Consider the following 25,291-nt stretch of genomic DNA (forward strand, 5'->3'; position numbering starts at 1 on the left):
CGGCCATCGGCGTCTAAGGCGAATTGCATGACACCTCCTACCCCCCTGATTGCCTCGCTCTATGTCGCGCTGGGCGGCGGCACCGGCGCCGTCCTGCGCTATCAACTCGGGCGGCTGGTGACGCACTGGTTTGGCCCGAACATCGCCTTTCCGTGGGCGACGTTCACCGCCAATGTCGTTGGCAGCCTGTGCATGGGCCTGCTTGTCGGCTTTCTCGCGCGCCACGGGCACGGCGGTGAACACTGGCGGCTACTATTGGGTGTCGGCATGCTGGGCGGATTCACCACGTTCTCGTCATTCAGCATGGAAATGGTACTGCTGGCTGAACGCGGAGCGATCGGCATGGCAGTAGCCTATGCCGGCTTTTCGCTGGCGGCCGGCGTCGCGGCAATGTTTCTCGGCCTCATGACCATGAGGTCAATCGGATGAGCGATTTCGTCAGGCAATTTACTGTCGCACCGGACGACGATGGTATCCGGCTGGACCGCTGGTTCAAGCGTCACCTGCCGCAGATCGGCTTTGCCATGGTTTCGCGCTGGGCACGCACCGGGCAGATCCGGGTGGATGGCAAGCGGGCAAAGCCCGAAGACCGGCTGGAGACCGGCCAGATACTGAGAATCCCGCCAGGCGGCGATACCGCTGGCCGCGCGCAACCCACACGCCGCCCGCTAACGGAGGACGAACTCGCACAAGCCGATGCGATGGTCATCCATCAGGACAAGGCGGCGATCGTGCTCAACAAACCGCCGGGGCTCGCGACCCAGGGCGGGACAAAGACGACCAGCCATGTCGACGGTCTGCTGGACGCCTACATTCCTCCGCATGACGAGAAGGCCCCTCGCCCTCGTCTGGTCCACAGGCTCGACAAGGATACGTCCGGCGTTCTGCTGGTCGCCCGCACACCCGGCAGCGCGGCTTTCTTTTCCAAGCGCTTTTCGGGCCGTTCCGCGAAGAAGATCTATTGGGCACTGGTCGTCGGCGTGCCGGATGTCGCCGAAGGCACCATCGACGCCCCACTGGCGAAGCAACCGGGCACCGGCGGCGAAAAGATGCATGTGGACGAGGAGAACGGCCAGCCGGCCAAGACTCGCTATCGCATCGTCGATCGGGCTGGAAACCGTGCGGCCTGGCTGGAACTGCAACCGCTGACCGGACGCACGCATCAGCTTCGCGTCCACCTGGCTGCCATCGGACACCCGATCGTCGGCGACGGCAAATATGGCGGACAGGATGCATTTCTGACCGGCAGCATCAGCCGCAAGATGCATCTTCATGCCCGGCGCCTGATTATCGATCATCCCGACGGCACACCGCTGGACGTCACTGCCGGGTTGCCCGATCATTTCGCGGCTTCGATGGCACAACTCGGCTTTGACGAGGCCGATGGCCATGCCTTGCCCGAAGCTCCGGCAGTTCCCGAAAAGGTTGCGAAGAAGCAGGCTGCGAAAGCCCATGCCAAACAATACCGCAAGGAACGGCGTGGGGAACGCCGCAGCCGCAAGAGTGGCGAGCGCGGTCAGGCCGCCGGCAAGCCATCGAAAGGGAAGCGTCCCACCGGTAAACCCTCTTCTCCCAAGGGGAAACGGCCTGCGTCGAGGCCACGCAAGCCCTGATGCATCCCAACGCCGCCTTTCGTCCGGTGTTTTCTGGTGCTTCCGACCATGCGCTGCTGGAAACCCTGATCGACCAGATCGGCTTCGGCATGATCTTCGCCGCCACGCCCGATGGCCCGCGCGTGGCTCATGCATCGCTGCTATCGACCGGCGATGGCGCTGTGCAGTTCCACCTCGCCAGAGGAAATGCCCTTGCCCGCCACCTGGCCGGAACGGTTGCACTGGCCGTGATTAACGGCCCTGACGGCTATGTCAGCCCGCGGTGGTACGCCGATGGAGCTCAGGTCCCGACCTGGAATTACGTCTCACTGGAATTGGAAGGTCCGGTCCGCCGGATGGATCAGGATGGATTGCTCGGCCTGCTGACCGCATTGACCGAACGGCATGAGGCGCGGATCGTCAATGGACAGCCCTGGACGATGAAAAAGCTGCCCGACGCAGCACTTCAAAAATTGATGGGCGCAATCGTCGGTTTTGAAATGGAGGTGCGCGCGCGGCGCCCCACCTTCAAGCTGAGCCAGAACAAGCCTGCGGCCGAACAGGCAAGAGTCGCAGACGGGCTGGAAACCGAAGGTTCGCGCGCCATCGCGCAGTTGATGCGCCAATTGGGGAATAGCCAATGACCATACGCCTTGCCGTTTTTGACTGCGACGGCACTCTGGTGGACGGGCAGGCCGATATCTGCACGGCTATGGAACTCGCCTTCGCCGAGACCGGCCTTGCCACACCCGACCGAGCCGCTGTGCGCCGCATAGTGGGCCTGAGCCTGCCGATTGCCATCCGCAACCTCGTACCCGACGCCTCCCCGGACCTGTGGCATATGACAAGCGAGGCCTACAAAAAGGCATTCCGGACGATGCGCGCCGAAGGGCGGCTTTCCGAACCGCTGTTCCCCGGCATTGCGCCGTTGCTGATCCAGCTTGCCGGCAGAGGCTGGGATCTTGGGGTTGCCACAGGCAAGTCCGACCGGGGCCTGCGCAATGTGCTGGCCGTCCACAATCTTTCCGATCACTTCGTAACCTTGCAGACAGCCGATCGTCACCCTTCGAAACCACATCCTGCCATGCTGGAGGCCGCTTTGGGAGAGGCGGGCGCCGCGCCGAACGACAGCGTCATGATCGGCGATACGACGTATGACATTGCGATGGCCAGCGCGGCGGGAGTGCGCCCCATCGGCGTCGGCTGGGGTTATCACACGCCCGACGAATTGCTCGCAGCGGGGGCAGATGCCGTCGCTGAAACACCCGAAGAACTAGGGAAATTGCTCGCATGAATCAGGACCCTGCCCGCAACCGCTTTATCGTGATGCAGGCCCTGCGACTGGGCGGAGTGGTCATGGTACTGCTTTCTCTCCTCGCGCTGAACGGAGTGCTCCCGATCCCCGAAATTGCCGCCTGGCCAATCCTCGTGATTGGGCTGGTCGATATTTTCGTCGTCCCACAAATACTGGCCCGTAAATGGCGAACCCCGCTCCCATGAAGAAATTTTACAAAGAAGCCCTGGCAGAATCCGCAGACGGCGGCTGGCGCGTGATGCTCGATGGGCGGGGCATCAAGACCGCAATGGGCGCACCGCAGGTCGTGCCGAACGAGACCCTTGCCAACGCGCTGGCCAGCGAATGGGACGGACAAGGCGAGGAAATCGATCCCGCGCATTTCCTGTTTCGTGACATGGCCGACTATGCAATCGACGTCGTTCGCCCCAACCGAGACGCCGCCATTGGTGAATTGCTGCGCTATGCGGAAACCGACACGCTCTGTTACCGGGCCGATCCGGATGAAGCCCTGTTCCAGCGGCAACAGGAAGTCTGGGAGCCGTTGCTTTCCTCCATCGAAGCCAGACACGGTGTACGCTTCACTCGAGTCAGCGGGATCATGCACCGCCCGCAGCCACCCGAAACTCTGGAAGCCATCCGTCGGCATCTCGCCGAACAGGATGATTTCGCGCTGGCCGCACTGAATACCCTGGCCTCGCTTTCCACTTCGCTTTCCATTGCCCTTGCCGCGCTGGAAGAGGATGCCGACGCAGAAGCGCTCTGGGCTGCGGCGAACTGCGAGGAAGACTGGCAGATGGAATTGTGGGGCAAGGATTATCTCGCCAAGGAAAGACGCGACCGGCGGCAGGCGGAATTCACCAACGCCCTGCGCTTCGCACGGCTGACGCGCGAAGAAGCTTCCTGACCTCGACCAAAGAGGCTGGACAACCGCAATGCGCATAATCTTCAGCCGCAAGGGTTTCGACAGTTCCGCCGGCGGCAGGCCTTCACCGATCATCGATGGGCGCCCGATTTCTCTTCCAATTCCGGCGCAGGACCGTTCGCATACGACTTACGCGGATCGCCAACTGGGCGATCTAGTGGAAGAAACTACTCGTGGCCGCATACGGCATGAGGCCCTGTGCCACGACGATCCGATGTTTGCCCGCGAACAGTGCTGGTTCGGGCAATGCGCCGCCGCGCAAGGGCATCTGGCAAAGAACGATGTCGGGACAGGAGATGTATTCCTGTTTTTCGGACTGTTCGCCGATCCTGAAAGCGGAGAGCGGCATCACCGCATTTTCGGCTACATGCAGGTGGCATGCTTCGGTGCGCCAGACGACGTCAGACAGGCCGATGGCTGGAATGAACCACCACGTGCCCATCCCCATCTGATCGGGGAATGGGGCGGCAATAATACGATCTATCACGGCCCCGGCGCGCTGGCCGCAGCGGCGACGCCATCGCTCCGCCTCACAGTGCCGGGTGGCCCGCTCAATCGCTGGTCAGTCCCGGCCTGGCTCCAACGGTATGGGCTGACTTACCACGGCAAGAACGAACGCTGGCCCGGCAAGGGGGAACTGATCGCCGCCAGCCGGGGGCAGGAATTCATTTGCGATATCGGCAATGATCCTCTGCCCCATCGCTGGCTCAACGCAACGATCGCCGCGATCCGCGGCTAGGGCCAGTCTTCAGCCAACCCATTCCGCGACTTGCGCCGCAACATCGTTTGCTGCCTCATTCAGTGCCGGGCCGACATATTGCGCCTTGGGTGCAACCCCGGCAATCTCGCTTTCGAAACGCCGTGTGGCGATCTTGCCCCCCGGGCGGGCCAAAACCGCCTCAAAACGCACGACGACCGATTGCGTCCGCGCGTCATAACCCATGGCGAGCAATTGTCCGGTCAGCTTGGTCGCGGCGGCATATTGTTCGTCAGCCCCGCCTATCACCAGCCGCGTTCCGCCCGCGCGGATCGTTTCCGAGAGCAGGCGGCGAAACAACCGTGCAGGCTTTTCCACCCATGTCGCATCCTTGAGATAGGCGATTTCGGTATCGTTCACCTGCACCGGAATGCGTTGTACATCGAGTTCACGCGGCGTGCCGGGGTCGATGACGGCAATCGCATCGGCCAGCGTTCCGCTTGCCACCGATCCGGCACTTGCCGACACGTCGGGCGTGAGAGTCATGAGCTGGTCGGGCACCTTGGCGCCCAGGCTAATGCACCCCGGCAAGGTCAGCAGCAGCGAAAGCGCAGCCGCACCGAATATCCCGTTCCGTGTCATGCGGCGTGTTACAGTCATCGCCTGTTCCCCAATCATGGCTTGTAATCGGGCAACTGCTGCCCCTTGAGCACCGCGCCCGCGCCACCGCTCTCGACGCTTTCGGTCATGTTCCGCAATGCCCGGCTCGTCGCTCTGAGATCACGCAGGGTTGCCTCGGCTGCGGGCAAAGTGCTTTGCGACAATTGTTGTGCGGCTGGCCTGGCCTCGTGCAGCGTTGCTTCCAGTTCATCCGAGGCCTTCTGCACCGAAGCCATCGTCGCACGCATCTGATTGGCAAGCGAGTTGCCATCTTCATTCAGCAGCTTGTCCGTCGATCCCATGACCTTTTCGAACGCCGCGAGGCTATAGTTGGCCTGACGCAGGGTCGCCTGGAGTTCGGCCAGAACCCGTTCGATTTGCGGAGAAGCATCGGCAAGGTTGGCGGTCATCCGATTGGTATTCGCCAGAATACCCGAAATCGATTTCTGATTGTCGTCGGAAAGAACAATGGTCAGCCTTTCCGTCAACGTGGCCAGCCGTTCGAGCAACAAGGGCGCATTGGAAAGGATTTCCCCCAGTCCGCCGGGCTTGGTCGGAATCACCGGGGCACCTTCCGGTCCCGGCTCCTTGATCGGCGGCGCGCCGCGCACAGCCCCGTCGAGCTGAATTTTCGAAACCCCGGTAAAGCTGCCCTGCACTGTCGCCGTCGTTCCCTGCAGAATTGGCACCTTGTCATCCAGGGCGATCCGCACCCGCACGAATTCCGGGTCCTTCGGCCACAGCTCTATCGACTTCACCAAACCAGCAGGAACCCCGGAAAAGGTGACTTCCGACCCCTTCGCCAGTCCATCGACGGACTGTTTGAAGAAGATGTCGTATTCGTGCTGGTCCCCCGCATTGATTCGCGCGATCCAGATGACGAATGCCGCCAGCGCCGCCGTGAGCACCAGCGTGACGACCCCAACCCAAACGTGGTTTGCCCGTGTTTCCATTGCCGTGGTCTATGCCTTCCCGCTGGGCTGCTTGTCCATGGCCTTCGCCCGTTTGCGGCTTGCCTTGGCGGCACGACCGCGTGGCCCGTTGAAATATTCCTGAATCCACGGGTGATCGGTTGCCAGCAATTCGGGAATGGTCCCGACAGCGATCACCTGTCCATCGGCCAGCACGGCCACCCTGTCACATATCTCGTACAAAGTATCGAGATCGTGCGTGATGAGAAAGACCGTGAGGCCTAACGTATCCGTCAATTCGCGCGTGCGCCGGTCGAAAGCAGACGCGGCGATGGGGTCGAGCCCGGCGGTCGGTTCGTCGAGGAACAGCAGTTCAGGGTCGAGCGCGAGCGCACGGGCAAGCCCGGCGCGCTTCTTCATCCCGCCCGAAAGCTCCGAAGGGTACTTGCTGGTCGCTTCCTCCGGCAGCCCTGACAGGCGCACTTTGTAACGGGCGATCTCGTGGCGCAATTCGTCTCCGATTTCAGGATAGAACTGTCGCAGCGGCACTTCTACATTCTCGCCCACAGTCAACGTGGAGAACAGCGCCCCTCCCTGGAACAGAACGCCCCAGCGCGACCGCACACCGATCTGTTCGTCCGGCTCCGCCTCGGTAATCGAATGGCCCAATACCTCGATATGCCCTTCAGAGGGAATCTGCAGGCCTATGATCGAGCGCATCAGGACCGATTTGCCAGTGCCCGATCCACCCACGATGCCCAGAATTTCGCCGCGCCGAACCTTGAGAGAGAGGTTTTCGTGGACCGCCTGATCACCGAACCGGTTGGTAAGCCCCTCAACGACAATCGCATAATCGCCGTTGTAATGCTCCTCGTTCGGGGCGGCCTCTTCCACAATATCTGGCTGCTGGTTTTCCGCCATTGTCAGTCCCAGCCCACTTCGGTGAAAAAGACCGCGAAAAACGCATCGAGCACGATCACCATGAAAATGGCCTGGACCACGGCCATGGTCGTGCGCAGGCCGACTTCCTCGGCATTCGATTTGACCTGCATCCCCTGATAGCAGCCCGCCAGCCCGACGATCAGCCCGAACACCGGCGCCTTGACCAGCCCGACCCAAACGTCGTGCAGCGGCACCACCTCCTGAATCCGCGCGAGGAAAGTGAAGAACGGAATGTCCAACGCCACATCCGCCAGAAAGGCGCCACCAATGATGCCAATGACGGCGGAAAAGAAGCCCAGCAGCGGCATCATCAACACAGCGGCCAGAATGCGCGGAATCACCAGCGCTTCGATCGGTGACACACCGATCGTGCGCATCGCATCGACTTCCTCGGTCAGTTTCATCGTCCCGATCTGCGCCGCGAAGGCCGAGCCCGAGCGGCCCGCTACCATAATCGCCGTCATCAGAACGCCCAGTTCGCGCAAAGTGATCCGGCCGGTCAGGTTGATGGTGTAGATTTCCGCCCCGAACTGACGCAGCTGCACCGCACCCTGCTGGGCAATGACGATACCGATGAGGAAACTCATCAATCCGATAATGCCCAGCGAATTAACGCCGACCAATTCAATCTGGCGGACAAGAGCCTTCGTCTGGAAACGCGAAGGCTGACGGACCATGCCCCAGAATGCGACGAGGATCGAACCGAAGAAGCCGACCAACTGGATCGCGCCCTTGCCCCAGCCGGTCACTGTCAATCCGACGATTTCCGGCACCCGTTCGAACACAGGCATCCGCGGCGGTGCGATTTCCGCAGTGCTGGCGCTGGAACGCACAGTTTCAATCAGGCGCTGGGCCTTGTCGTTCGCCCCGGTGATTTCGGCATCGTGATCGCGTGCCAGACGCCAGACGAGCCACGCCCCGACCGTGTCGATTTCTTCGACCTGTGCAATGTCCACACGAGCAATCGGGCGGTCGATATTCCGCAGTTCCCCATCGAGAGAACCGACCGATGAAATGATAAGGCGTCCGGCCAGCGCAAGCTCCGCGCCATCCGCATTGTCTTCTTCAAACGTGTAACTGGCCCATTCGGTCATCGCCGCGCGGTATGGGGGTAAAATGCGGCCCCGGCAAGGCACCTAAGCGCGGCAACGGTTGCGCTGTCAGAGCGGCGCTGGCAAAGGCCGGACCAGCATGAGCACCGAATTGGACAAGACATTCGACCCCGCCGCTATCGAGGCGAAATGGTACGCGCACTGGGAAGGCAACGGCCTGTTCCGCCCGGAACGGCCGAACGCGCCCCCATTCACCATCGTAAACCCGCCGCCGAACGTGACCGGCAGCCTGCACATCGGCCACGCGCTGGACAACACGTTGCAGGATATCGTGATCCGGTACGAACGCCTGCGCGGCAAAGACGCGCTGTGGGTCGTGGGTGTGGACCATGCAGGCATCGCCACCCAGATGGTCGTCGAACGCCAGATGGAAGAGCGGCAGGACAAGCGCACCAATTACACGCGCGAACAGTTCATCGACAAAGTCTGGGAATGGAAAGAGGAAAGCGGCGGCACCATTACCCGCCAGCTACGCCGCCTGGGCTGTTCCATGGACTGGAGCCGGGAACAGTTCACCATGGACGAACATTTCACGCGTGCCGTGCTCAAAGTGTTCGTGGACCTGTATAATCAGGGCCTGATCTACCGCGACAAGCGGCTGGTGAACTGGGACCCGAAGCTGAAGACTGCCATCTCCGATCTCGAGGTCGAGACGAGGGAAGTGAAAGGCGGCTTCTGGCACTTCAAATATCCGCTCGCTGACGGTGTAAAACTCGACAACGGGCAGGACTACATCGAAGTCGCCACCACACGGCCTGAAACCATGCTGGCCGATATGGCCGTGGCCGTTCACCCGGAAGATGAGCGGTACAAGTCGGTTATCGGCAAGGACATTCTGCAACCTATCACCGGTCGCCGGTTCAAGGTAGTGGCGGATGAACATGCCGACCCGGAACTGGGCAGCGGCGCAGTAAAGATCACGCCGGGGCATGACTTCAACGACTTCGACGTGGGCAAGCGCGCGGGGATTGAACCCTCGCAGATGTTGAACATGCTGGATGCCGACGCCCACGTGGTGCAAACCTCGGATGGGCTGGTACCGGACAAGTACCTTGGCATGGATCGCTTCGAAGCGCGCGATGCTGTCGTTGCGGAAATGAAGGAACTGGGTTTCCTCATCCCCCATGTCACCAAGGACAAGGAAGGCAACGAGGTCATACAAGATGCCGAGCCGCGTACGATCCAGACGCCTTTCGGCGACCGTGGCGGCGTGGTGATCGAGCCTTGGTTGACCGATCAGTGGTACGTGAACGCCGCCGAACTGGCGAAAGCCCCGATCGAGGCAGTGAAGACCGGCAAGATCGAAATCGTGCCCAAGACTTGGGAAAAGACCTTCTTCAACTGGATGGACAATATCCAGCCCTGGTGCGTGTCCCGGCAACTGTGGTGGGGACACCGGATTCCAGCGTGGTATGGGCCAGCGGTCGATTCATCCGTCGGTCTAACTTGGGACCGCTCAACAGCGTCCGCACCTGTCTTTGTGGCTGAGACGGACGAAGACGCGAAAATTCAAGCAGCGCTCTTTTATGACGTAGAGCCTTCCAATATCCATTTCGCAGAGGACGGCATCCAAGCACCCCGAGTTTGGCTGGAAACCAAGCGGCCAGACGATTCCATTGTGCTCTGGCGCGACCCCGACGTCCTCGACACCTGGTTCTCGTCCGCCCTGTGGCCATTCGCCACGCTCGGCTGGCCGGATGAAACGGAGTTGCTGACAAAGCACTATCCCAACGACTTGCTGGTTTCCGGCTTCGACATCCTGTTCTTCTGGGATGCGCGCATGATGATGCAGGGTATGCATTTCATGAAGGACGTGCCATGGCCGAAGCTGTACCTGCACGGCCTTGTCCGTGCGGCGGACGGGCAGAAAATGTCCAAGTCCAAGGGCAATGTCGTCGATCCGCTGGGCCTGATCGACAAATATGGTGCTGACGCGCTGCGCTTCTTCATGGCGGCGATGGAAAGCCAGGGCCGCGACATCAAGATGGATGACAAGCGGGTCGAAGGATACCGCAACTTCGCTACCAAGCTGTGGAATGCCACTCGCTTCTGCCAGTCCAACGGGATCGGCGCCAGCACCAGTCTGGCGGCACCCAGAGCGACCAGCGCAGTCAACAGATGGATCGTCGGCGAAGTGGTGGAAACCCTCTCCGCGCTGGACAAGGCGATGGCCGAACTGCGCTTCGACGCTGCGGCCAATACCATCTACCATTTTGCGTGGGACACCTTCTGCGACTGGTACATCGAGCTGATCAAAGGCAATTTCGATGACGAAACGAAGGAAGTTGCCGGCTGGGTACTCGACCAGATTCTCGTCATGCTGCACCCGTTCATGCCCTTCATCACCGAAGAGCTGTGGCACGCACAGAGCCGGGTCAACGGGACGGAGCGGCCCTACGAACTGATTCTCGCCAAGTGGCCGCAACCGAGCACTGCGATCGACGCGGAGGCAAAGACCGAAGTCGATTGGTTGATCGCGCTGACATCAGGCATCCGTGCCGCGAAAAACGAGCTTGGTATTGCTCCGGGTACCAAGCTGGCCGCATTCTGCGAGATGCCGAGCGAGTTGGCCGCCAAAGCCGTATCGAACAACATGGCCGCGATCGAACGGCTGGCCCGTCTTTCGACCATTGAAGTTGCGCCCGCGACGCCCGGTGCGGCGATGCAGGTAACGGTCGGCAACGATATCTTCGTCATCCCCCTTGCTGGAGTGATCGACATCGATGCGGAAAAGGCCCGCCTGGAAAAGGCAATGGCGGCTTCCGCCAAGGAGCGGGATGCCCTCGCCAAGCGGCTGGACAATCCGAACTTCGTTGAACGAGCCAAACCGGAAGCAGTCGAAAAGGCCAAGGCCGACCATGCCTACCATACCGCCGAAGCTGAACGTCTGGCCACGGCGCTGGCGCGGCTGGGGTGAGAAAGCGTTCGGCATCCGCCGATAATCGTACCCGGTCTTTCCCGGGTACGGTGACGCACGTGGGCATGGGAAGAACCGGCCCGCCATGCCCCTAGTCCTCGCCACGACGACGCCGGGCGAGCCGGAAATCTTTGCCTCCCTGCAAGGCGAGGGACCGTCCCAGGGCCAGCCCAGCACTTTCATTCGGCTATCACGCTGCAACCTCGCCTGCCACTGGTGCGACACGGCGTACACGTGGCGCTTCACGGGCGACAACCGGCCCCATCGCGACGACGCAGCGTTTGACCGTGCAGCCAATCAGGTAACTTTTGCGGAAGAGGATGCTGCTGCCAGGATTTCAACCCTCGGCCAGAACCGCCTTGTTGTGACCGGCGGAGAGCCGCTGTTGCAGGCCCCTGCCCTTGCCCGGATGCTGGCACACCTGCCAGACATGCACGTGGAAGTTGAAACCAACGGCACTGTCGCCCCCCCACCCGCGCTGGATGCATTGATCCACCAATACAACGTCAGCCCCAAGCTGGCGCATAGCGGCAACCCGACAGAACTGGCTTTGCTGCCTGAAAGACTGACGGCATGGGCCGCCGACCGGCGGGCGTTCTTCAAATTCGTGGTCGCGCAGCCAGCAGATGTGGAAGAAGTGCTCGCCTTGCAAGAGCGTTACGCAATACCCGCGGAACGCATCTTCCTGATGGCAGAAGGAACTGACAGCATCACTTTGCGCACGCGCGAAAAATGGTTGTCGGACCTGTGCATGCAGCATCGTTTCCGCATGAGCGACCGCCTGCATATCCATCTTTACGGCGATACGCGGGGGACGTGATACTTCCCCTTCTTACCCGTCTGTCAGAGGCGAGAGACGACGAAGTTGGTCGCATAAGTGCGCGACCCGGCCTTGGCGAGGCAACTGACCAAAGACACTTTGCCGCCTCTATAGAAAATCTCGCACGTTCCGGTCGCCTCGACGGCAGGTCGTTCCCGGAAATATATGTGGTCGATTGTCATGCGCGCGCCGGACATCCTACCAGATATTCGGATCATCGAGCCCCAGCTCTGCCTGCTGAAATCAAGTACTGTCTCATCCCCTTCGCTGCCGATCGCAAGGGAATCGCATAGCACGAGCGTGGTTTCGTAGCGGTAGCGCGCCACCGCTTCGGGATATTGGCACCGGCCATCCAGCCGAATCACGGCAGGGTCACCGCTAGCGGTGGCTTGCAAGGACAATAGCGCCAGCAAAGTTCCGATCATTATCGCGCCTCCCGCAAAATGGCCACCTTCCTGCCATTCTCCCCGCATGGAATTAACGCCTGCTTAGCGGGCCGGACAGCATTCCGCATCATTTGGGCCGAAAGTTATAATCGATGCGTATCCCGACCCATTCCCCAACCATCGACCGCCCGCCGATCCGCGGGGGTCGAACACGAAACTGCCATGATGCGGCCAACACGGCCCGAGCAATGTTGGAACCCTTGGGATATTCATCCACGATCACGCAATCGTCCACCCGGAAATCGGGAACCGTGCGACAGGCGATACGCCCCCAGCCAGGCCCCATTGCGGTCGACAGGTACCCACGCAATTCGTCGGGATAGGGTTCGCGATACCATGATGCGGCGTAGAGCGGTTCACCGTGCGGCCCCACCCCTCCGATCCGCGGAGTATCCTGAGGTCCCCCGATATCCGGCGGCCCGATTACCGGTTCACTTGTGGACGATTCTTTGGGCTGCGTCGGAGCTTTGGCGATATCGGCCGACACCATCTGATCGTGCGTCAAAGGAATCATGATGGGCCGCGTCGGGGCCGGTTCCTTCTGCTCTTCCTGCTTTGGCTCAGCCGGTTTGGGCTTGGGCGGCTGTGGCGCTTCCTTCACGCTGGGTTCGGGAGAAGGTTCTTCCGGCTGCGGTTCGGGCTCTGCACTCACTTCGAAGGTCGACAGGGCCAGCCCCGGCTTGTCATCCTCCGTTTGCAATTGGCTCAAACTCAGCAGTGCCAGCAGAACGAGCCCTTCGATGAGAACCGCCAGAATAATGCCGGTCGCACGACGCCCGAAATCCGCACGAAACCGCGCGGGCAAGATACCGGAAAGCACACCGTTCTGCTTGAACAACAAAAAACGACTCTAATAGCCGCGCCCCGACCGAACCAAGCCAATCACGCGTTTGTTACGAGGACAGGATGTGCCCATCTGAAGTTCTGTGAATGAACCTCAGCTTACAGAAATAGACCTGTTCCACGAGATCAGGCAAATTCCGCGAGCGCCAAACGCCACGAATGCATCCACAATCGCGATAACTGGCACTCAGCGCGGCGATACCTTGGACGCTACCAGAGTTACTCTTACCGTCCCTGGGCCCGCCAACGCGACACTGTGCGGAACACCGCTTCCTCGTCCCCGTTGCCATTGGCACGCCAAAGCTCCGTGAATGAGGGATCCTCGGACGCCGGACGCCGCATTTCATCAAGGTCGTCGAAACTCACGCGGATGGGGATAGACACACCTTCTCCGCAAATGATGCACTCACGGTTACGCAGAGCAGGAATGGAATCGAGGAAGCCCCGCGCGCCTTCCGGCATGGCCGCTTTCACGAACGATTGGTCCCGGTCGTTGTTGAGACGCATCGAAATGATCGTACCGCACTGCGACAGGACACCTTCCGCAAGGTCCGATGGACGCTGGGTAATCAGACCAAGCGAAATACCGTATTTACGCCCTTCCTTGGCGATACGCGACAGGATGCGCCCCACAGAGGAACCGTCCGCATTCTTTTCGTTTGGAACATAACGGTGAGCTTCTTCGCAAACCAGCAGGATCGGGCGCGTACGCTCCTCCCGTCCCCAGACCGCGAAATCGAATACGAGACGGCTGAGAACCGCCACGACGGTGGAAGTCACGTCGGATGGCACGCCCGATACGTCGATGATCGAGATCGGCTTCCCCTCGGTCGGCATGCGGAAGATCTTGGCGATGAATTCCGCCATCGTATCCCCCACCAGCATACCCGAAAACAGGAACTGATAACGCGGATCGGCTTTCAATTCGTCGATCTTGCTTCTGATCCGCTGGTAAGGCGCCGTCGACGTCGCCTTTTCGAGCTTGCCCATTTCCGTCTGGAGAATGTTGGTCAGGTCCGACAGCAAATACGGAATCGGGGAATCCACGGTGATCTTGCCCATGCCTTCCGCCAGACGGTTTTTGGCCCGTGCCTGCAGCAGGCACTTGGCCAGAATATCCGCGTCCACCTGCCGGTCGTTTCCGGTCGCGGTGAGAAGAATTTCGCAGTGTTCCTCGAAATTCATCAGCCAGTACGGCATCTGCAGGTTCGACACGTCGAGCAACATGCCATTGCCCTTGAATGCGTGGGCATATTCGCCGTGCGGATCGATCATCAGGATATGACCATTGGGCGCGGCATCGCAGATCCGGTGCAGGATCAAGGCCGCAGCAGTCGACTTACCGGTACCGGTCGACCCCAGCAGGGCGAAGTGTTTGCCCAGCATCGAATCGATATAAAGCCCGGCGCGAATATCTTCGGTCGGGAACACAGTGCCGATCTGGACACTCGACCGTCCGTCGCTGGCATAGATCTGGCGCAAGTCAGCGGAAGTAGCAGGGTAAACCAGCGCACCGGGGATCGGGTAGCGTGTAACACCGCGACGGAAACCATGGATCCGATGAGTCAGTTTTTCCTGTTCGCCTTCACCAAGGAAATCGATGCTGGCGATGATCCCGTCCTTGTTGCGGGCATCCTTCTTCTGCGTGCGAACACTGGCAAGCAGCCAGCTGTCACCCACACGAATCTTGATCTGGCTGCCGACCTGGCCGGCCAGTGCAACGGACGGATCGGCATCCTCCGAGCATTCGTTGAGCCGTTGCAGATCGAGCGCAATCTGGGACGAGGAACCGGCGATTTCCAGCACAACGCCAATGGGCATTGATGCATTTTCCCCTGCATCCGCCGACACCCTCATTGCAGGGGTTGCGGATTGGGGCCGTCCTGCCACTGTTGCGCTGGCTGAACCCGCGGCCTGCCCACCGGGGAACGCCTGAAATCCGTCCTGATTGCTCATTTCGTTCATGAATTTCGCCTGCGGCCTTCCTGTGATTTCAAAGGTCCGCATACCCCGTGCGGGGTTAAGATCGCGTCAATCGGGCATTGGCGCGGCTCGGGGAAAGCACGCAGGCGGCCTTACACGAGCGCGAACAGGCGACCTGCCAGCCAGCCCATACCAACCGACACCGCTACGACCAGCAAGCCGTAAAACAGCGACTGTTCCTGGGCGAATACCGCAACGAAGCGTTCGAAGCCGATCTTGCGCACTTCCACCTTGGCTGTCGCGGAAGCGATCACCCGGCCCTTGGTAATGGCGAAGGTTTCTGCCGTATACGTGCCTGTCTGAACACTGGAAGGGAGCGAGATGCGCGCCTGATACAAAACTTGTTCGCTGACTTCGACGCCTTTGGAATTTTCGCTGTACAACCCTTCGCGGGCTCGCAAATCGACAAGTCCGGATGAAAAGCGCGCCTGTTCTTCCGGGTCGATTGCTCCGATGGGTGACAGTTGCAGCCAATTCAGGCCCAGTTCGTAGATTGCCGCCGTCCGCTCATCCACGATTTCGCCAATGGGACGTGACGAGGCAACCGCGAAGAACGAGGGTGCAGAACGGAAGGCCGTACTATCGGCATTGATCCAGATTCCCGCAATTTTCTGCTTTTCCCGCAGACGAATGGGCTGCGTCGGCCCCTTGAGTACGACCACGATATCATAGTCACGACCGGCCCGGGTGCCGCTCGGGTCGAGAATCGCCCCGAACAGCAGCAACTCGGTACCAGTGAAGCCTTGCCTCACCTGAATGTCATGCTGAGAGACTTCAGGCACGAGGATCGGATCGCGCGCAGCACCAAGCAGCAGCAAGGCCACCAAGGCGAACAGCATCCTCATAACGGCGCCACCGAGTAAATTTCGCTCGGCCGGAATCCAAGGCCAAAGGCCATCCGCAACGCAACCAGCAGGACGATCGCCGCCAGAATAAAGCGCAATTTCTGAGGCTGGAACTTGCCTGCCAACTGACTGCCAATCTGCGCACCAGTGACCGAGCCAAGCAACAGGAGAACCGCAAGAACGATGTCCACTGCTTTCGTGGTCAACGAATGCATCATCGTCGATGCCATTGTCACGAACAGGATCTGGAACAGCGATGTCCCGACCACGACATTCGCGCTCATTCCGAGAATATAAAGCATCGCCGGAACGAGGATGAAGCCCCCGCCGACACCCATCAGTGTCGTCAATACCCCCACCCCCATGCCGATAGCCAGAGGCGCCAGCGGCGATATGTAGAGGCCGGAACGATAGAACCTCCAGCGCAACGGCAGGCTGGCAACGATGGGGTGGTGACGGCGCTTGCGCGGCGGCGGCGGCGCTCCCTCGCGAGCTGCCCGGATCGCCTGGATACTCTCGCGCGCCATGAGCCCGCCGATCGTGCCGAGAAGCACGACATAGAGGATATTGATAACGGTATCGATCTGCCCGACCGATTCGAGAAAATTGAACAACAGCGCGCCGATGCCCGAGCCCAAAACGCCGCCGGCGACCATGACGCCGCCCATCTGGTAATCCACGCCGTTACGCTTGGTATAGGCAAACACTCCCGACACGCTGGCGCCGGTAACCTGGCTGGCCGCCGAAGCCGCCGCGACAGTTGGCGGAATGCCGTAGAAGATCAGCAAAGGCGTAGTGAGGAAACCGCCACCGACGCCAAACATGCCCGACAGAATTCCTGTGACCGCCCCCAAAGCAATAATAACCAGCCCATTGACCGACAGGTTGGCGATTGGGAGGTAGACGTCCATGGCAGGTCATGCCGTAACCTACCCCAGCCATGGATTAAAGCGCTTCGAATCAGAAACCGGCTGAAATGGTCACCGCCGGACCTGATTCAGGGTCCGAATTGCCAAGAAGCCGGAAACGCCAGTCCATCGAAACACGCGACGGCACGCCTGCCACATTCAAGGATGCAGTCGCGCCTGGGCCAATGTCGAGCCGTGATGCTCCTGCCTGTGCTCCACCCCAGATTCCCCCGCCCAGGCTGAGACGTCCCCCGGCCAGTTCCAAGACCTGTCGATCGACCCGCAGTTGTCCATCGACAAAACCTGTCCCGAAAGTCCCCCCGACATAACCGGCTTGAAGATAGGTTTCGCCAGTGAAGCCCAACGGCATGCGGAAGGGCGGCAATTCGGTATATGCCATTGCCGCCGGGCGGTATTGGGTACCGCCTATCGGGCCACGGTAAGCACGAGCCTCGGCCGCGGCGACGACCGGAACCGAAGCAAACGGGCGAGCGGCTAGGCCAAGAGCGATTTCGCTCTGCCTCACTTTGCCCAACGCCGTGGTCGTACGCAGATAAGCCATCGGCCGATGCGGGCTTTGCGGCGCCAACTTGTAACGGATCACTGTTCCCGCCTGACTGCCACCATACAGCGGGCGGCCCGATGTCAGCGCCGTGGCCGATTCCTTGCGGACCAGCGACCACGCATCCATCGACCAGTGCTTGCCCCAACGACTCTTGCGGCTCTCTGCCAATCCTGGCGACAACGGAACCGGCGCCGGTGCTGCCGGTACCGTTTGCCCGCCATAGTTCGCCGCAAGGGCCGGCTCTTGCGATGCATCCCCCGGAGCAGGTCCATTGCCGATACGAGCAGCCATGCCTTCCGGCATCAGAACATTGCCCAGCCCCGCCAGCCACACTTGCCGATAGCCCTGAGGTGGCTGTGTGCCGTTCCCCGCCTCAGCCATGTAACCGACAGGAACTCCGACCGGGATCGCAACCCTTTGCACTATCGGCAGGATCATTGGAGCCATCGCGCGAAGCCCCCCTTGCCAGGACATCACCTCAGGCATGAAAGAGTCAGGTCCGGCATAGCTACCTGCTCCAATCGCGGCCGATACCGGGCCCCGTTCGAAGCCGGTTGGAGCGGCCACTGTCTCCGGCCTCTCCACTTTGACCAACTGGACGGGTTGCGGAACTTCCGCAGCGTTCGCTTGTCCCGCCGGCCAATGCGGCGGCGTCCAGGTCAGCAATCGCAAAGCCACCCAACCGCCCAGTACGAGAGACAGGCCCCAAATCGGCTGCCCGCGCAGCCTTTCACTCAATATCACGACAGTACCTTTTTCTCTGACATAAGCGCTGGGTGGGTGCGGTGTGCCGTCTTCTCCCAGTGCGGAGGTTCTCCCCTGAGCGTCCGCCAGTAAGCGGACAGCGCCCTGTGCCCGGCCATGATTGCGATGATGTTGGAAACGGGGATCCGGAGAACCGCCAACAGGCCCTCCATCAGGCCATATTCGCGTGTTGCGAACACAAATCGCCAGCCGACCCGCCAGAGAAAGCTCATGAGGTTCAGCATCATCATCGTGCTGACCACCGGCCCGGGCTCAGGCATTTCCAGCAAACCGGCGAATGTGGCGAAGACTATCACAGCAGCCACGATCAGGAACAGATAGGCCGCGGTCAGGACAAAAGCAGCGAAAGGCCCGCGACGGTCGCGCAAGCGCATCCAGCGTTCGCCCAGCTGCCCACTCCAGCCCATCCGGTCCCAGCCCTGAAAGGCAATCCCGTGGATCCAGCGGGTCTTCTGTCTGACCGCTTCGGACAGACTCGCCGGGAAACATGCCCGCGTCGCCACCAACCTGCCATCGGTTCCCCGTGCACGCAGGAAGGTCGACTTGCCTCCGATCTCCGAAATCTTGAGCCCCAATTCGTAGTCTTCGGTCAGGCTCCTGCTCGCGAACGGCGCCTCCGGCATTCCATTGCGACGGGCCACACGGTCCAGCACATCGCGATCGAACGCGCAGCCGACGCCGGCAGCCGGCAAACCGACCCCCAGTGCATTGCGAACCACCATCGACTTGCCATGGGCCTCGGCGAATTCATCGCAGTAATGCCCGGAAATCCAGCGCGAATCAGCTTGTGGTTCAGGCAGCACCGGTATCTGGACGAAGTCGTATTTCCGCATTGCCCGGTCCAGCAATGGAAGAGCTGCTGCATCAACCATGTCTTCCGCGTCGTGCAACAGGACCATTCGCGCGCGCGTGCAATTCCGTTCTTCATCTTCGCGCAGGGCGGAAAACAGACGATTGAGGCAATCCGCCTTGCTGGTAGGCCCGGCACGGTCGTGAATGACCAGACGCAGGCGCGGATCGCCGTTACCCGCACGCACCACGGCCCACGCCGTTTCCGGGTCGTTGCTGTAACATCCAACATAGATGCGCAGTTCAGCCTGAGGCCACGCAGCCAGCATGTGCGCAACAGTGGCGCCAATAACTTCGGCTTCCTGCCAGGCCGGAATCATCACAGCCGCAGTGCCCAGCAATGGCTGGCCCGACAATTCGGCCCGGTCGACTTTCATCGTCCGCGCCTTGCCTGTCAATTTGACCCACAGGTAATAGAGATCGATAGCGATATCGTCTAACGTACCGATCAGAAAAAACACCCCGGCAAACAGCAGCAGCTCATAGCCTGCGAGCGCCACCAGTTGTACAAGGGAATAGACCCCGAAGATCGTCATCCACTACCCCCCTGTTGATGACGTGCCCAAGCGTGCCTAACCTAGTCAATGGGTGCTTGCAACGCGCAAACAATTGCGAAAAAGGACGAATATGACTTCGCCCCGCTTATCACTGACCACTGCCATCCGCCCGTTCAAGGCTCTTTTCGTTAGCGATGCCTTCGAAGGCGTGCTTCTGATAATGGTGGCTGCTGCGGCTATGGCAGTGGCGAATTCGCCATTCGCGCACGAATATCATGTTCTGTTCCACGGCACCTTGCCCTGGACCCCGATCGGCAAGCTCAACAACCTGCACCTGTGGATCAACGACGCGTTGATGGCGATCTTCTTTTTCGTCGTCGGCCTGGAAGTGAAACGCGAGATTGTGGCGGGGGAACTGTCCGATGCCCGGCAACGGCGCCTGCCCATATTTGCCGCAATCGCTGGCATGGCCATTCCCGCAGCAGTCTATTTCACCCTTTCAGGCGGCGATCCGCAACTGAACCGTGGGTGGGCGATTCCCGCGGCGACGGACATCGCCTTTGCGATGGGCGTGCTCGGCCTGCTGGGCAGTCGCGTACCTGGGCCGCTGCGGCTGTTTCTGCTCACCGTCGCCATCGTGGATGACATCGGGGCGGTACTGATCATCGCCTTGTTCTACACGGCCAACCTGAAGCTGGCCTGGCTCTTCGCCGCACTGTTGGTCTTCGGCGTAATGTTCGCCTTCAACCGAATGAAAGTGACCAGCCTCTGGCCCTTCATAATCGCGGCGCTCGTGCTGTGGTACTGCGTACTCAATTCCGGCATCCATGCCACGATAGCCGGTGTCGTGGCCGCTCTAGCCATCCCTATGCGCAAACGTGACGGGCATTCCATGCTGGAACAGCTGGAGCACGGTCTGGTCCGTTGGAACGCCTATCTGGTCGTGCCGATATTCGGTTTTGCCAACGCGGGGGTCGCCCTTGCGGGAATTGGCCTCGAAGGGGTGCTTGCCCCTCTCCCCCTCGCAATCGCTGGCGGTCTCGTGATCGGTAAGCAGGCAGGAATTTTCGCGGCCATTTTCATTGCCGACAAGATCGGGTTTGCCCGGCGGCCTGACGAATCCACATGGGTGCAAATCTGGGGTGTCACGATCCTGTGTGGCATCGGCTTCACCATGAGCCTGTTTATCGCCGCACTGGCGTTCCCCCGTTATCCATTGCTGGTGGAGGAAGCCAAGCTCGGCATTCTGGGTGGCTCGGTCATATCGGCGATCATGGGCTACTGCGTGCTGCGTTTCGCCCCTGCCACCCGAAAGGGCGTCTGATACGTTACCAGGTTCCGGTATTCTCCATACTGCTCCAGGGCTCGCGCGGCTCCAGCCTTCCGTTCTGCAGCAGTTCGACGGAGATTCCATCGGGCGATTTGATGAAAGCCATATGCCCGTCCCGCGGCGGGCGATGAACTGTGTGACCAGCATCCAGCACACGCTGGCAGGTCGCATAGATATCTTCCACCTGGAAGGCGACATGCCCGAAATTTCGGCCGCCTGCGTATGTTTCCGGCGCGCTGCCGTCTTCTGGCGGCCAGTTGTAGGTCAGTTCGAGTTGAGCGGTATTTTCCTGCCCCGGAGCCGCGAGAAAGATCAGCGTAAAACGCCCTTCGGGTGAATCGTGACGGCTCACCTCCTGCAACCCGATCAAGTTGAAAAAGCCGATCGTCGCGTCAGGGTCCGTCACCCGAATCATGGTATGAAGATACTTCACCAAGACCATAAACTCCATTCATCTACGTTAAAGAACGGTTCATCGACATTGTAAGATGATTTGCATCTTATGCGCGCCGACAGGGAGACCCCATCATGCCCGATCCTGATTACGAAGACCAACCTTCCACCGCACCTTTCTGGCGTGATTCCGTCAACCGTCGTTGGCTGGCGAGTTCAGCGATCGTGGCGGCAGGATTGATTCTGGGGGGGTATTTACTTGGTGATGGCCTGACTCGTGCCAAAGCGGCGGACCGTTCGGTAACGGTACGCGGACTCGCCGAACGCGATGTGAAGGCAGATCTCGCCACTTGGACAATCGCATATTCTGCCACGGCAACGGACCTAGCCACAGCGCAAGCCGGCGTTGATCGCGACACATCGGCGATCCGTTCCTTTTTCAAGGAACTGGGCTTTCCGGACGACGCTCTCCAACCGAGCGGGGTAAACGTATCGAATTTTACGAACAACGGCGTGGCGCAGTTTACGGTACGCCAGCGCATGACCTTGCGTACGACTGATATTCCCCGCGCCGAAAAGGCGGTTCAACGCCAGTTCGACCTCGTCCGGCGGGGCGTGGTACTGGAGGAAGGTTCCGGCATGGCCTACACCTTCACCAAGCTGAACGACATCAAACCGGCGATGGTGGCGGAAGCGACAAAGGATGCTCGCGCAGCGGCCCAGCAATTCGCCAAGGACAGCGCGACCAGCGTCGGCGGTATCAAGCAGGCCACTCAGGGTTACTTTTCGATCGACGCGCGGGACGGCGACGGTGGCGGCTGGGGTGTCTCGGATACGCCGTACAAGAAGGTCCGTGTCGTTACGACAATCGACTTCTATCTCGACTAAGGGCCAGCGCAAGCGCCCCGATATTTGCCAGAAGGACCATAACCCAGAATCAAAAACGGCCCGCGCACAAGGCGCGGGCCGCATGATCCAAAGGCTGTTCAGACCTTAGAAGCTGTAGGACAGCGTGCCCACGACGGCATCGTCGGTGGCATTCTTGATCGACTGGCCTTCGACGCCGATGTAGCTGACGCCCAGCGTCAGACCGCCAAGGACAGTAGCCGAAGCACCGATCGACCAGTCGATAGCCGACTTGTCGTTGTTCACACCGTTCACATAGTCCGGAGCGAGCGCACCATCGGTGTAGCCGAGGTGACCGGAGAGCGAAATCGGCGTGTTGGGAATGCCGACTTCCAGATCGGTGTAGAGATACAGGTTGTCTTCATCACCCAGGGAATCCTGATCCCAGGCGTAAGCAACACCAACGGTCGCACCAACCGGGCCAAGCGTGGTCGACAGCGACAGGTACGGCTCGAAGTAATCCGACGGGCCAGCACCGTTATCCTTCGACGGATAGGCGTAGTAGAGCAGACCGGCATCCAAGGTCAGGCCAGGGGTGACTTCACCACTCCAGCCGCCATAGATGTCCAGTTCCATTTCGCCGTAAACCGGGGAATCTTCCATGGAGGAAGCCCACGTGCCGACGTAGAAACCGCTCGAATGGGCGATGTCGATGCCGCCCTGAATGGCAGCGTCGCCGCCGGACAGCGAAACGCCGCGGAAACGATAGTCGGTGACAAGGGCAACGTTGCCCGAAACGGTGATGTCGGACGTGCTTTCTTCCTGAGCCATGGCGGGAGTGGCAGCGAAAGCGGCACCGGCAAGAACGGTAGCAGTCATAAGGCTACGGACGGACGTAAGCATGGCAATATTCCTTACTTATTGTATATCTATTGAACCTCGTCCCACCTGCGCCCCGCAGATCATCTCTTTGCCCCGGATGAACCTTGCGGAATACGTGCAAGATTGCCTACGACTGTTGCATCGCACAAGACCAAATGCCCTCACCGCCTGTGCAAATGCAAAATGTGTGGGTTTTTTGCATCACATGGGCATGCCGGACACACCCGGGGCAAACGGCTAATGATTCGATTGGATTGAAGAGTGGCTATCATGCTGAATCCGCATGAGAACTCGAGCCAAAGGGCTCAGGCAGACGAGGCGGCCCGCGTTCCCCACGGGCAACGCATCTACGCCATCGGAGACATCCATGGGCGGCTGGACCTGCTCCGCCATCTCGCAAATGCAATAGAGGCAGACGCGCAGTCTGCTCCTGAAATGGAGACCACAGTGCTCATGCTGGGCGACCTGCTGGACCGCGGCCCGGACAGTGCCGGCGTGGTCGATTTCGCCCTCGATTGGCAGAAACGGCGCCGGATGCACATCCTCATGGGGAATCATGAGGAAATGTTCCTGAACAGCTTCACCGACCCTGGTGTTTTGAGCAATATCCTGCGCTGCGGCGGCCGGGAGACGCTGCTCAGCTACGGCATTGACAGCGACAACGACAGCCTACCGACCCTCCAGCATGTGCAGGCCGCAATGGATGCGGGAATTCCTGGCAAACACCGCAAGTTTATCGCCTCATTCGACGACAAGGTCGAAATCGGCGATTATCTGTTCGTCCACGCCGGGATCGAACCCGGACTTCCTGTTGAGCAACAAAAGCCCCAATCGTTGCGCTGGATCCGTGAGCCTTTCCTCTCTTACGAGGAGCCACATTCGCATGTGATCGTCCATGGCCACACGATTCGCCACCAGGTGCAGCTGCGTTCCAACCGCATTGGTATCGACACGGGCGCCTATTGCTACGGGAAGCTGACAGCATTGGTGCTCGAAGGTTCGACGCGACGCTTCATTCAAGCGGTCACGCACAATCATGAAATCGTGACGGAAACCTGCGAAGCGATTACCTGAGCGATACCGGCGAGGCCAAATTACCCAGGTGAAGAATGCCAGGGGGCCTGTAAGCCGGGTTCTGTATCACAGACGGTATCCCATGTAGGACCGTATCCGCGATGGCAGCCATTCCTCTAGGCCTTGCGTTACCGCAAGGCTCCAGCAGCCAACCCGGGTGACTCAGAGCGAAACGCCCCTGCCGTTGCCAGCTCGCCACCCCTATTCGGCCTTGCTCCGGGTGGGGTTTGCCGTGCCGCTCCTGTTGCCAGTCGCGCGGTGCGCTCTTACCGCACCCTTTCACCCTTGCTGCCGGGTTTCCCCGGTTAGCGGTATGCTCTCTGTGGCACTTTCCCTGAATGCCCGGCCTGGACCGGACACCCGGCGGGCGTTACCCGCCACCCTTGTTTCGTGGAGCCCGGACTTTCCTCGGCAAAACAATGTTTCGACGCGGCTGCCCGGCCCCCTGGCGTTTGAGCCTCTAGCATGGCGCGCACCGCAGAGGGAAACCCTATCTCGCGTTACCACGGTCACGTTCGAGAAGCAGGGCGAACAGGATCGCACCGCATTCTCCGTCTATCACTCCGTCAATCCGCGAAGGCCGCCAGCGCCGCTGGAACGCCGCAACAGCCGCCCGGCCATCGGAAATGTCGTAGCCAAAGCGCTCCAAACCCAGAAGAAAGGCTCCGTCATTGGGAAACGGTGTCCCAAGGCTGATCTTCGGCGTGTCCAATGCCAGCCGCAATCGGGCAAGATGCTCCCAATCGAACAACTCGCCCGGATCTTCCTTGCGCGCGGGCGCAATGTCGGAATGCCCGACAACGTTGGCTCTCGGGATATCATACTGACGCACTATCCGGCCCAATAACGGCAAAAGTGATTCCATTTGCGCCGCTGTGAACGGGCGATACCCCCACTCATGCCCGGGATTGACCAGCTCGATTCCTATGCTGGCGGAATTAACGTCAGTGACACCCCGCCAATAGGAACGTCCGGCATGCCACGCGCGTTTGGCATCATCGACAAGCCGGATGACAGTGCCGTTCTCCTCAATCATGTAGTGCGCGGAAACCTCGGCTGCCGGGTCACACATGCGGGCCAGAGCTTCATCGGCGGTCTGCATGCCTGTGTAATGAAGCACGACCATGGAAACAGGGAGCTGGCGCTCATTCCAATTTGGCGAGGGTTGCTCGCGCTGCACCAGCTCATCCATAGC

General features: G+C 60.3%; 26 protein-coding genes and 1 other RNA gene. 12 read left to right on the forward strand and 15 right to left on the reverse strand.

What is annotated here, in order from left to right; translation table 11 throughout:
* The first annotated feature begins 27 nt into the window (after positions 1 to 27).
* Genes crcB through MB02_RS00815 form a run of 7 tightly spaced genes read left to right on the forward strand, consistent with a single transcriptional unit; the run spans position 28 to position 4,550 of the window.
* Positions 28 to 429 (forward strand): fluoride efflux transporter CrcB, encoded by a 402-nt coding sequence (gene crcB / locus MB02_RS00785; protein ID WP_170304595.1) that lies wholly within the window; start codon positions 28 to 30, stop codon positions 427 to 429.
* On the forward strand, positions 426 to 1,613 hold the full coding sequence (locus tag MB02_RS00790; RefSeq protein ID WP_067531318.1) for an RluA family pseudouridine synthase: 1,188 nt from the start codon (positions 426 to 428) through the stop codon (positions 1,611 to 1,613). Before crcB ends, MB02_RS00790 begins: the two co-directional genes overlap by 4 nt.
* Positions 1,613 to 2,236: an FMN-binding negative transcriptional regulator gene (locus MB02_RS00795; protein ID WP_067531320.1), complete on the forward strand. Its 624-nt coding sequence runs from the start codon at positions 1,613 to 1,615 to the stop codon at positions 2,234 to 2,236. The genes MB02_RS00790 and MB02_RS00795 overlap by 1 nt, the downstream gene beginning before the upstream one ends.
* Complete coding sequence (locus tag MB02_RS00800; protein WP_067531322.1) at positions 2,233 to 2,886, forward strand: HAD-IA family hydrolase; 654 nt, start codon at positions 2,233 to 2,235, stop codon at positions 2,884 to 2,886. The genes MB02_RS00795 and MB02_RS00800 overlap by 4 nt, the downstream gene beginning before the upstream one ends.
* Positions 2,883 to 3,092, forward strand: a complete 210-nt coding sequence (locus MB02_RS00805) for a hypothetical protein (RefSeq protein ID WP_067531324.1) — start codon at positions 2,883 to 2,885, stop codon at positions 3,090 to 3,092. Before MB02_RS00800 ends, MB02_RS00805 begins: the two co-directional genes overlap by 4 nt.
* A complete protein-coding gene (locus MB02_RS00810; RefSeq protein ID WP_067531326.1) occupies positions 3,089 to 3,793 on the forward strand; it encodes an ATP12 family chaperone protein in 705 nt (234 codons plus the stop codon). Before MB02_RS00805 ends, MB02_RS00810 begins: the two co-directional genes overlap by 4 nt.
* Before the next feature lie 28 nt (positions 3,794 to 3,821).
* Complete coding sequence (locus tag MB02_RS00815) at positions 3,822 to 4,550, forward strand: Nmad3 family putative nucleotide modification protein (RefSeq protein WP_067531328.1); 729 nt, start codon at positions 3,822 to 3,824, stop codon at positions 4,548 to 4,550.
* Positions 4,551 to 4,559: 9 nt separating this feature from the next.
* Here the strand turns inward: MB02_RS00815 and MB02_RS00820 are convergent, their stop codons facing one another.
* From MB02_RS00820 to MB02_RS00835, 4 genes are read right to left on the reverse strand one after another with little or no spacing between them, the layout of a single operon-like run.
* Positions 4,560 to 5,168 (reverse strand): ABC-type transport auxiliary lipoprotein family protein, encoded by a 609-nt coding sequence (locus MB02_RS00820; RefSeq protein WP_235829374.1) that lies wholly within the window; start codon positions 5,166 to 5,168, stop codon positions 4,560 to 4,562.
* 14 nt (positions 5,169 to 5,182) lie between these two features.
* Positions 5,183 to 6,121 carry an MlaD family protein gene (locus MB02_RS00825; protein ID WP_067531330.1) on the reverse strand — a complete coding sequence of 313 codons (939 nt, stop codon included), beginning with the start codon at positions 6,119 to 6,121 and terminating at the stop codon, positions 5,183 to 5,185.
* A gap of 9 nt (positions 6,122 to 6,130) precedes the next feature.
* Positions 6,131 to 7,000, reverse strand: coding sequence for an ABC transporter ATP-binding protein (locus MB02_RS00830; protein WP_082825881.1), 870 nt, complete (start codon positions 6,998 to 7,000; stop codon positions 6,131 to 6,133).
* Positions 7,001 to 7,002: 2 nt separating this feature from the next.
* Positions 7,003 to 8,115 (reverse strand): ABC transporter permease, encoded by a 1,113-nt coding sequence (locus MB02_RS00835; RefSeq protein WP_067531332.1) that lies wholly within the window; start codon positions 8,113 to 8,115, stop codon positions 7,003 to 7,005.
* 97 nt (positions 8,116 to 8,212) lie between these two features.
* Here MB02_RS00835 and MB02_RS00840 point away from each other — a divergent pair, with 97 nt between their 5' ends.
* Positions 8,213 to 11,050: a valine--tRNA ligase gene (locus MB02_RS00840; protein WP_067531334.1), complete on the forward strand. Its 2,838-nt coding sequence runs from the start codon at positions 8,213 to 8,215 to the stop codon at positions 11,048 to 11,050.
* Positions 11,051 to 11,135: 85 nt separating this feature from the next.
* Complete coding sequence (locus tag MB02_RS00845; RefSeq protein ID WP_067531336.1) at positions 11,136 to 11,870, forward strand: 7-carboxy-7-deazaguanine synthase QueE; 735 nt, start codon at positions 11,136 to 11,138, stop codon at positions 11,868 to 11,870.
* 23 nt (positions 11,871 to 11,893) lie between these two features.
* Here MB02_RS00845 and MB02_RS00850 read toward each other — a convergent pair whose 3' ends face one another.
* From MB02_RS00850 to MB02_RS00880, 7 genes are all read right to left on the reverse strand, one after another.
* On the reverse strand, positions 11,894 to 12,295 hold the full coding sequence (locus MB02_RS00850) for a hypothetical protein (protein ID WP_156495370.1): 402 nt from the start codon (positions 12,293 to 12,295) through the stop codon (positions 11,894 to 11,896).
* Positions 12,296 to 12,383: 88 nt separating this feature from the next.
* Positions 12,384 to 13,157, reverse strand: a complete 774-nt coding sequence (locus MB02_RS00855) for a hypothetical protein (RefSeq protein WP_235829375.1) — start codon at positions 13,155 to 13,157, stop codon at positions 12,384 to 12,386.
* A gap of 227 nt (positions 13,158 to 13,384) precedes the next feature.
* Positions 13,385 to 15,016, reverse strand: coding sequence for an ATP-binding protein (locus MB02_RS00860; protein WP_067532188.1), 1,632 nt, complete (start codon positions 15,014 to 15,016; stop codon positions 13,385 to 13,387).
* 218 nt (positions 15,017 to 15,234) lie between these two features.
* The gene (locus MB02_RS00865) at positions 15,235 to 15,987 is read right to left on the reverse strand and encodes a TIGR02186 family protein (protein WP_067531340.1); all 753 of its coding nucleotides are present in this window, start codon (positions 15,985 to 15,987) and stop codon (positions 15,235 to 15,237) included.
* Entirely contained in the window at positions 15,984 to 16,898 is a 915-nt protein-coding gene (locus MB02_RS00870; RefSeq protein WP_067531342.1) for a sulfite exporter TauE/SafE family protein, read from the reverse strand. The genes MB02_RS00865 and MB02_RS00870 overlap by 4 nt, the downstream gene beginning before the upstream one ends.
* A gap of 49 nt (positions 16,899 to 16,947) precedes the next feature.
* A complete protein-coding gene (locus tag MB02_RS00875; protein WP_170304596.1) occupies positions 16,948 to 18,204 on the reverse strand; it encodes a hypothetical protein in 1,257 nt (418 codons plus the stop codon).
* Complete coding sequence (locus MB02_RS00880) at positions 18,201 to 19,610, reverse strand: glycosyl transferase family protein (RefSeq protein ID WP_067531346.1); 1,410 nt, start codon at positions 19,608 to 19,610, stop codon at positions 18,201 to 18,203. Before MB02_RS00880 ends, MB02_RS00875 begins: the two co-directional genes overlap by 4 nt.
* Before the next feature lie 91 nt (positions 19,611 to 19,701).
* Here MB02_RS00880 and nhaA point away from each other — a divergent pair, with 91 nt between their 5' ends.
* Positions 19,702 to 20,895 (forward strand): Na+/H+ antiporter NhaA, encoded by a 1,194-nt coding sequence (nhaA, locus tag MB02_RS00885; protein WP_067531348.1) that lies wholly within the window; start codon positions 19,702 to 19,704, stop codon positions 20,893 to 20,895.
* A gap of 4 nt (positions 20,896 to 20,899) precedes the next feature.
* Here the strand turns inward: nhaA and MB02_RS00890 are convergent, their stop codons facing one another.
* Positions 20,900 to 21,337, reverse strand: a complete 438-nt coding sequence (locus MB02_RS00890) for a VOC family protein (RefSeq protein ID WP_067532191.1) — start codon at positions 21,335 to 21,337, stop codon at positions 20,900 to 20,902.
* Between the two features lie 92 nt (positions 21,338 to 21,429).
* Between MB02_RS00890 and MB02_RS00895 the strand changes: the two genes are divergently transcribed.
* Complete coding sequence (locus MB02_RS00895) at positions 21,430 to 22,182, forward strand: SIMPL domain-containing protein (RefSeq protein WP_082825883.1); 753 nt, start codon at positions 21,430 to 21,432, stop codon at positions 22,180 to 22,182.
* A 105-nt stretch (positions 22,183 to 22,287) separates the two neighbouring features.
* On the opposite strand, the gene MB02_RS00900 is transcribed toward MB02_RS00895, so the two are convergent.
* Positions 22,288 to 23,043, reverse strand: coding sequence for a TorF family putative porin (locus MB02_RS00900; RefSeq protein ID WP_067531350.1), 756 nt, complete (start codon positions 23,041 to 23,043; stop codon positions 22,288 to 22,290).
* A gap of 249 nt (positions 23,044 to 23,292) precedes the next feature.
* On the opposite strand from MB02_RS00900, the gene MB02_RS00905 reads away from it, so the two are divergent.
* Positions 23,293 to 24,096, forward strand: coding sequence for a metallophosphoesterase family protein (locus MB02_RS00905; RefSeq protein WP_067531352.1), 804 nt, complete (start codon positions 23,293 to 23,295; stop codon positions 24,094 to 24,096).
* Between the two features lie 34 nt (positions 24,097 to 24,130).
* Here MB02_RS00905 and rnpB read toward each other — a convergent pair.
* Both rnpB and MB02_RS17880 read right to left on the reverse strand, forming a co-directional pair.
* An RNA gene (rnpB, locus tag MB02_RS00910) (RNase P RNA component class A) lies at positions 24,131 to 24,545 on the reverse strand.
* A gap of 41 nt (positions 24,546 to 24,586) precedes the next feature.
* Positions 24,587 to 25,288 carry an N-acetylmuramoyl-L-alanine amidase gene (locus tag MB02_RS17880; RefSeq protein ID WP_067531354.1) on the reverse strand — a complete coding sequence of 234 codons (702 nt, stop codon included), beginning with the start codon at positions 25,286 to 25,288 and terminating at the stop codon, positions 24,587 to 24,589.
* Positions 25,289 to 25,291 lie beyond the last annotated feature (3 nt).

The sequence above is a fragment of the Croceicoccus estronivorus genome, assembly GCF_001625325.1.
Classification (GTDB): Bacteria; Pseudomonadota; Alphaproteobacteria; order Sphingomonadales; family Sphingomonadaceae; genus Caenibius; species Caenibius estronivorus.

Bases quoted from the DNA above. Each gene is read 5' to 3' on its own strand.
- crcB (WP_170304595.1), top strand. From the start codon at position 28: ATGACACCTCCTACCCCCCTGATTGCCTCGCTCTATGTCGCGCTGGGC.
- MB02_RS00790 (WP_067531318.1), top strand. From the start codon at position 426: ATGAGCGATTTCGTCAGGCAATTTACTGTCGCACCGGACGACGATGGT.
- MB02_RS00795 (WP_067531320.1), top strand. From the start codon at position 1,613: ATGCATCCCAACGCCGCCTTTCGTCCGGTGTTTTCTGGTGCTTCCGAC.
- MB02_RS00800 (WP_067531322.1), top strand. From the start codon at position 2,233: ATGACCATACGCCTTGCCGTTTTTGACTGCGACGGCACTCTGGTGGAC.
- MB02_RS00805 (WP_067531324.1), top strand. From the start codon at position 2,883: ATGAATCAGGACCCTGCCCGCAACCGCTTTATCGTGATGCAGGCCCTG.
- MB02_RS00810 (WP_067531326.1), top strand. From the start codon at position 3,089: ATGAAGAAATTTTACAAAGAAGCCCTGGCAGAATCCGCAGACGGCGGC.
- MB02_RS00815 (WP_067531328.1), top strand. From the start codon at position 3,822: ATGCGCATAATCTTCAGCCGCAAGGGTTTCGACAGTTCCGCCGGCGGC.
- MB02_RS00820 (WP_235829374.1), bottom strand. From the start codon at position 5,168: ATGACTGTAACACGCCGCATGACACGGAACGGGATATTCGGTGCGGCT.
- MB02_RS00825 (WP_067531330.1), bottom strand. From the start codon at position 6,121: ATGGAAACACGGGCAAACCACGTTTGGGTTGGGGTCGTCACGCTGGTG.
- MB02_RS00830 (WP_082825881.1), bottom strand. From the start codon at position 7,000: ATGGCGGAAAACCAGCAGCCAGATATTGTGGAAGAGGCCGCCCCGAAC.
- MB02_RS00835 (WP_067531332.1), bottom strand. From the start codon at position 8,115: ATGACCGAATGGGCCAGTTACACGTTTGAAGAAGACAATGCGGATGGC.
- MB02_RS00840 (WP_067531334.1), top strand. From the start codon at position 8,213: ATGAGCACCGAATTGGACAAGACATTCGACCCCGCCGCTATCGAGGCG.
- MB02_RS00845 (WP_067531336.1), top strand. From the start codon at position 11,136: ATGCCCCTAGTCCTCGCCACGACGACGCCGGGCGAGCCGGAAATCTTT.
- MB02_RS00850 (WP_156495370.1), bottom strand. From the start codon at position 12,295: ATGATCGGAACTTTGCTGGCGCTATTGTCCTTGCAAGCCACCGCTAGC.
- MB02_RS00860 (WP_067532188.1), bottom strand. From the start codon at position 15,016: ATGAGGGTGTCGGCGGATGCAGGGGAAAATGCATCAATGCCCATTGGC.
- MB02_RS00865 (WP_067531340.1), bottom strand. From the start codon at position 15,987: ATGAGGATGCTGTTCGCCTTGGTGGCCTTGCTGCTGCTTGGTGCTGCG.
- MB02_RS00870 (WP_067531342.1), bottom strand. From the start codon at position 16,898: ATGGACGTCTACCTCCCAATCGCCAACCTGTCGGTCAATGGGCTGGTT.
- MB02_RS00880 (WP_067531346.1), bottom strand. From the start codon at position 19,610: ATGACGATCTTCGGGGTCTATTCCCTTGTACAACTGGTGGCGCTCGCA.
- nhaA (WP_067531348.1), top strand. From the start codon at position 19,702: ATGACTTCGCCCCGCTTATCACTGACCACTGCCATCCGCCCGTTCAAG.
- MB02_RS00895 (WP_082825883.1), top strand. From the start codon at position 21,430: ATGCCCGATCCTGATTACGAAGACCAACCTTCCACCGCACCTTTCTGG.
- MB02_RS00900 (WP_067531350.1), bottom strand. From the start codon at position 23,043: ATGCTTACGTCCGTCCGTAGCCTTATGACTGCTACCGTTCTTGCCGGT.
- MB02_RS00905 (WP_067531352.1), top strand. From the start codon at position 23,293: ATGCTGAATCCGCATGAGAACTCGAGCCAAAGGGCTCAGGCAGACGAG.
- MB02_RS17880 (WP_067531354.1), bottom strand. From the start codon at position 25,288: ATGGATGAGCTGGTGCAGCGCGAGCAACCCTCGCCAAATTGGAATGAG.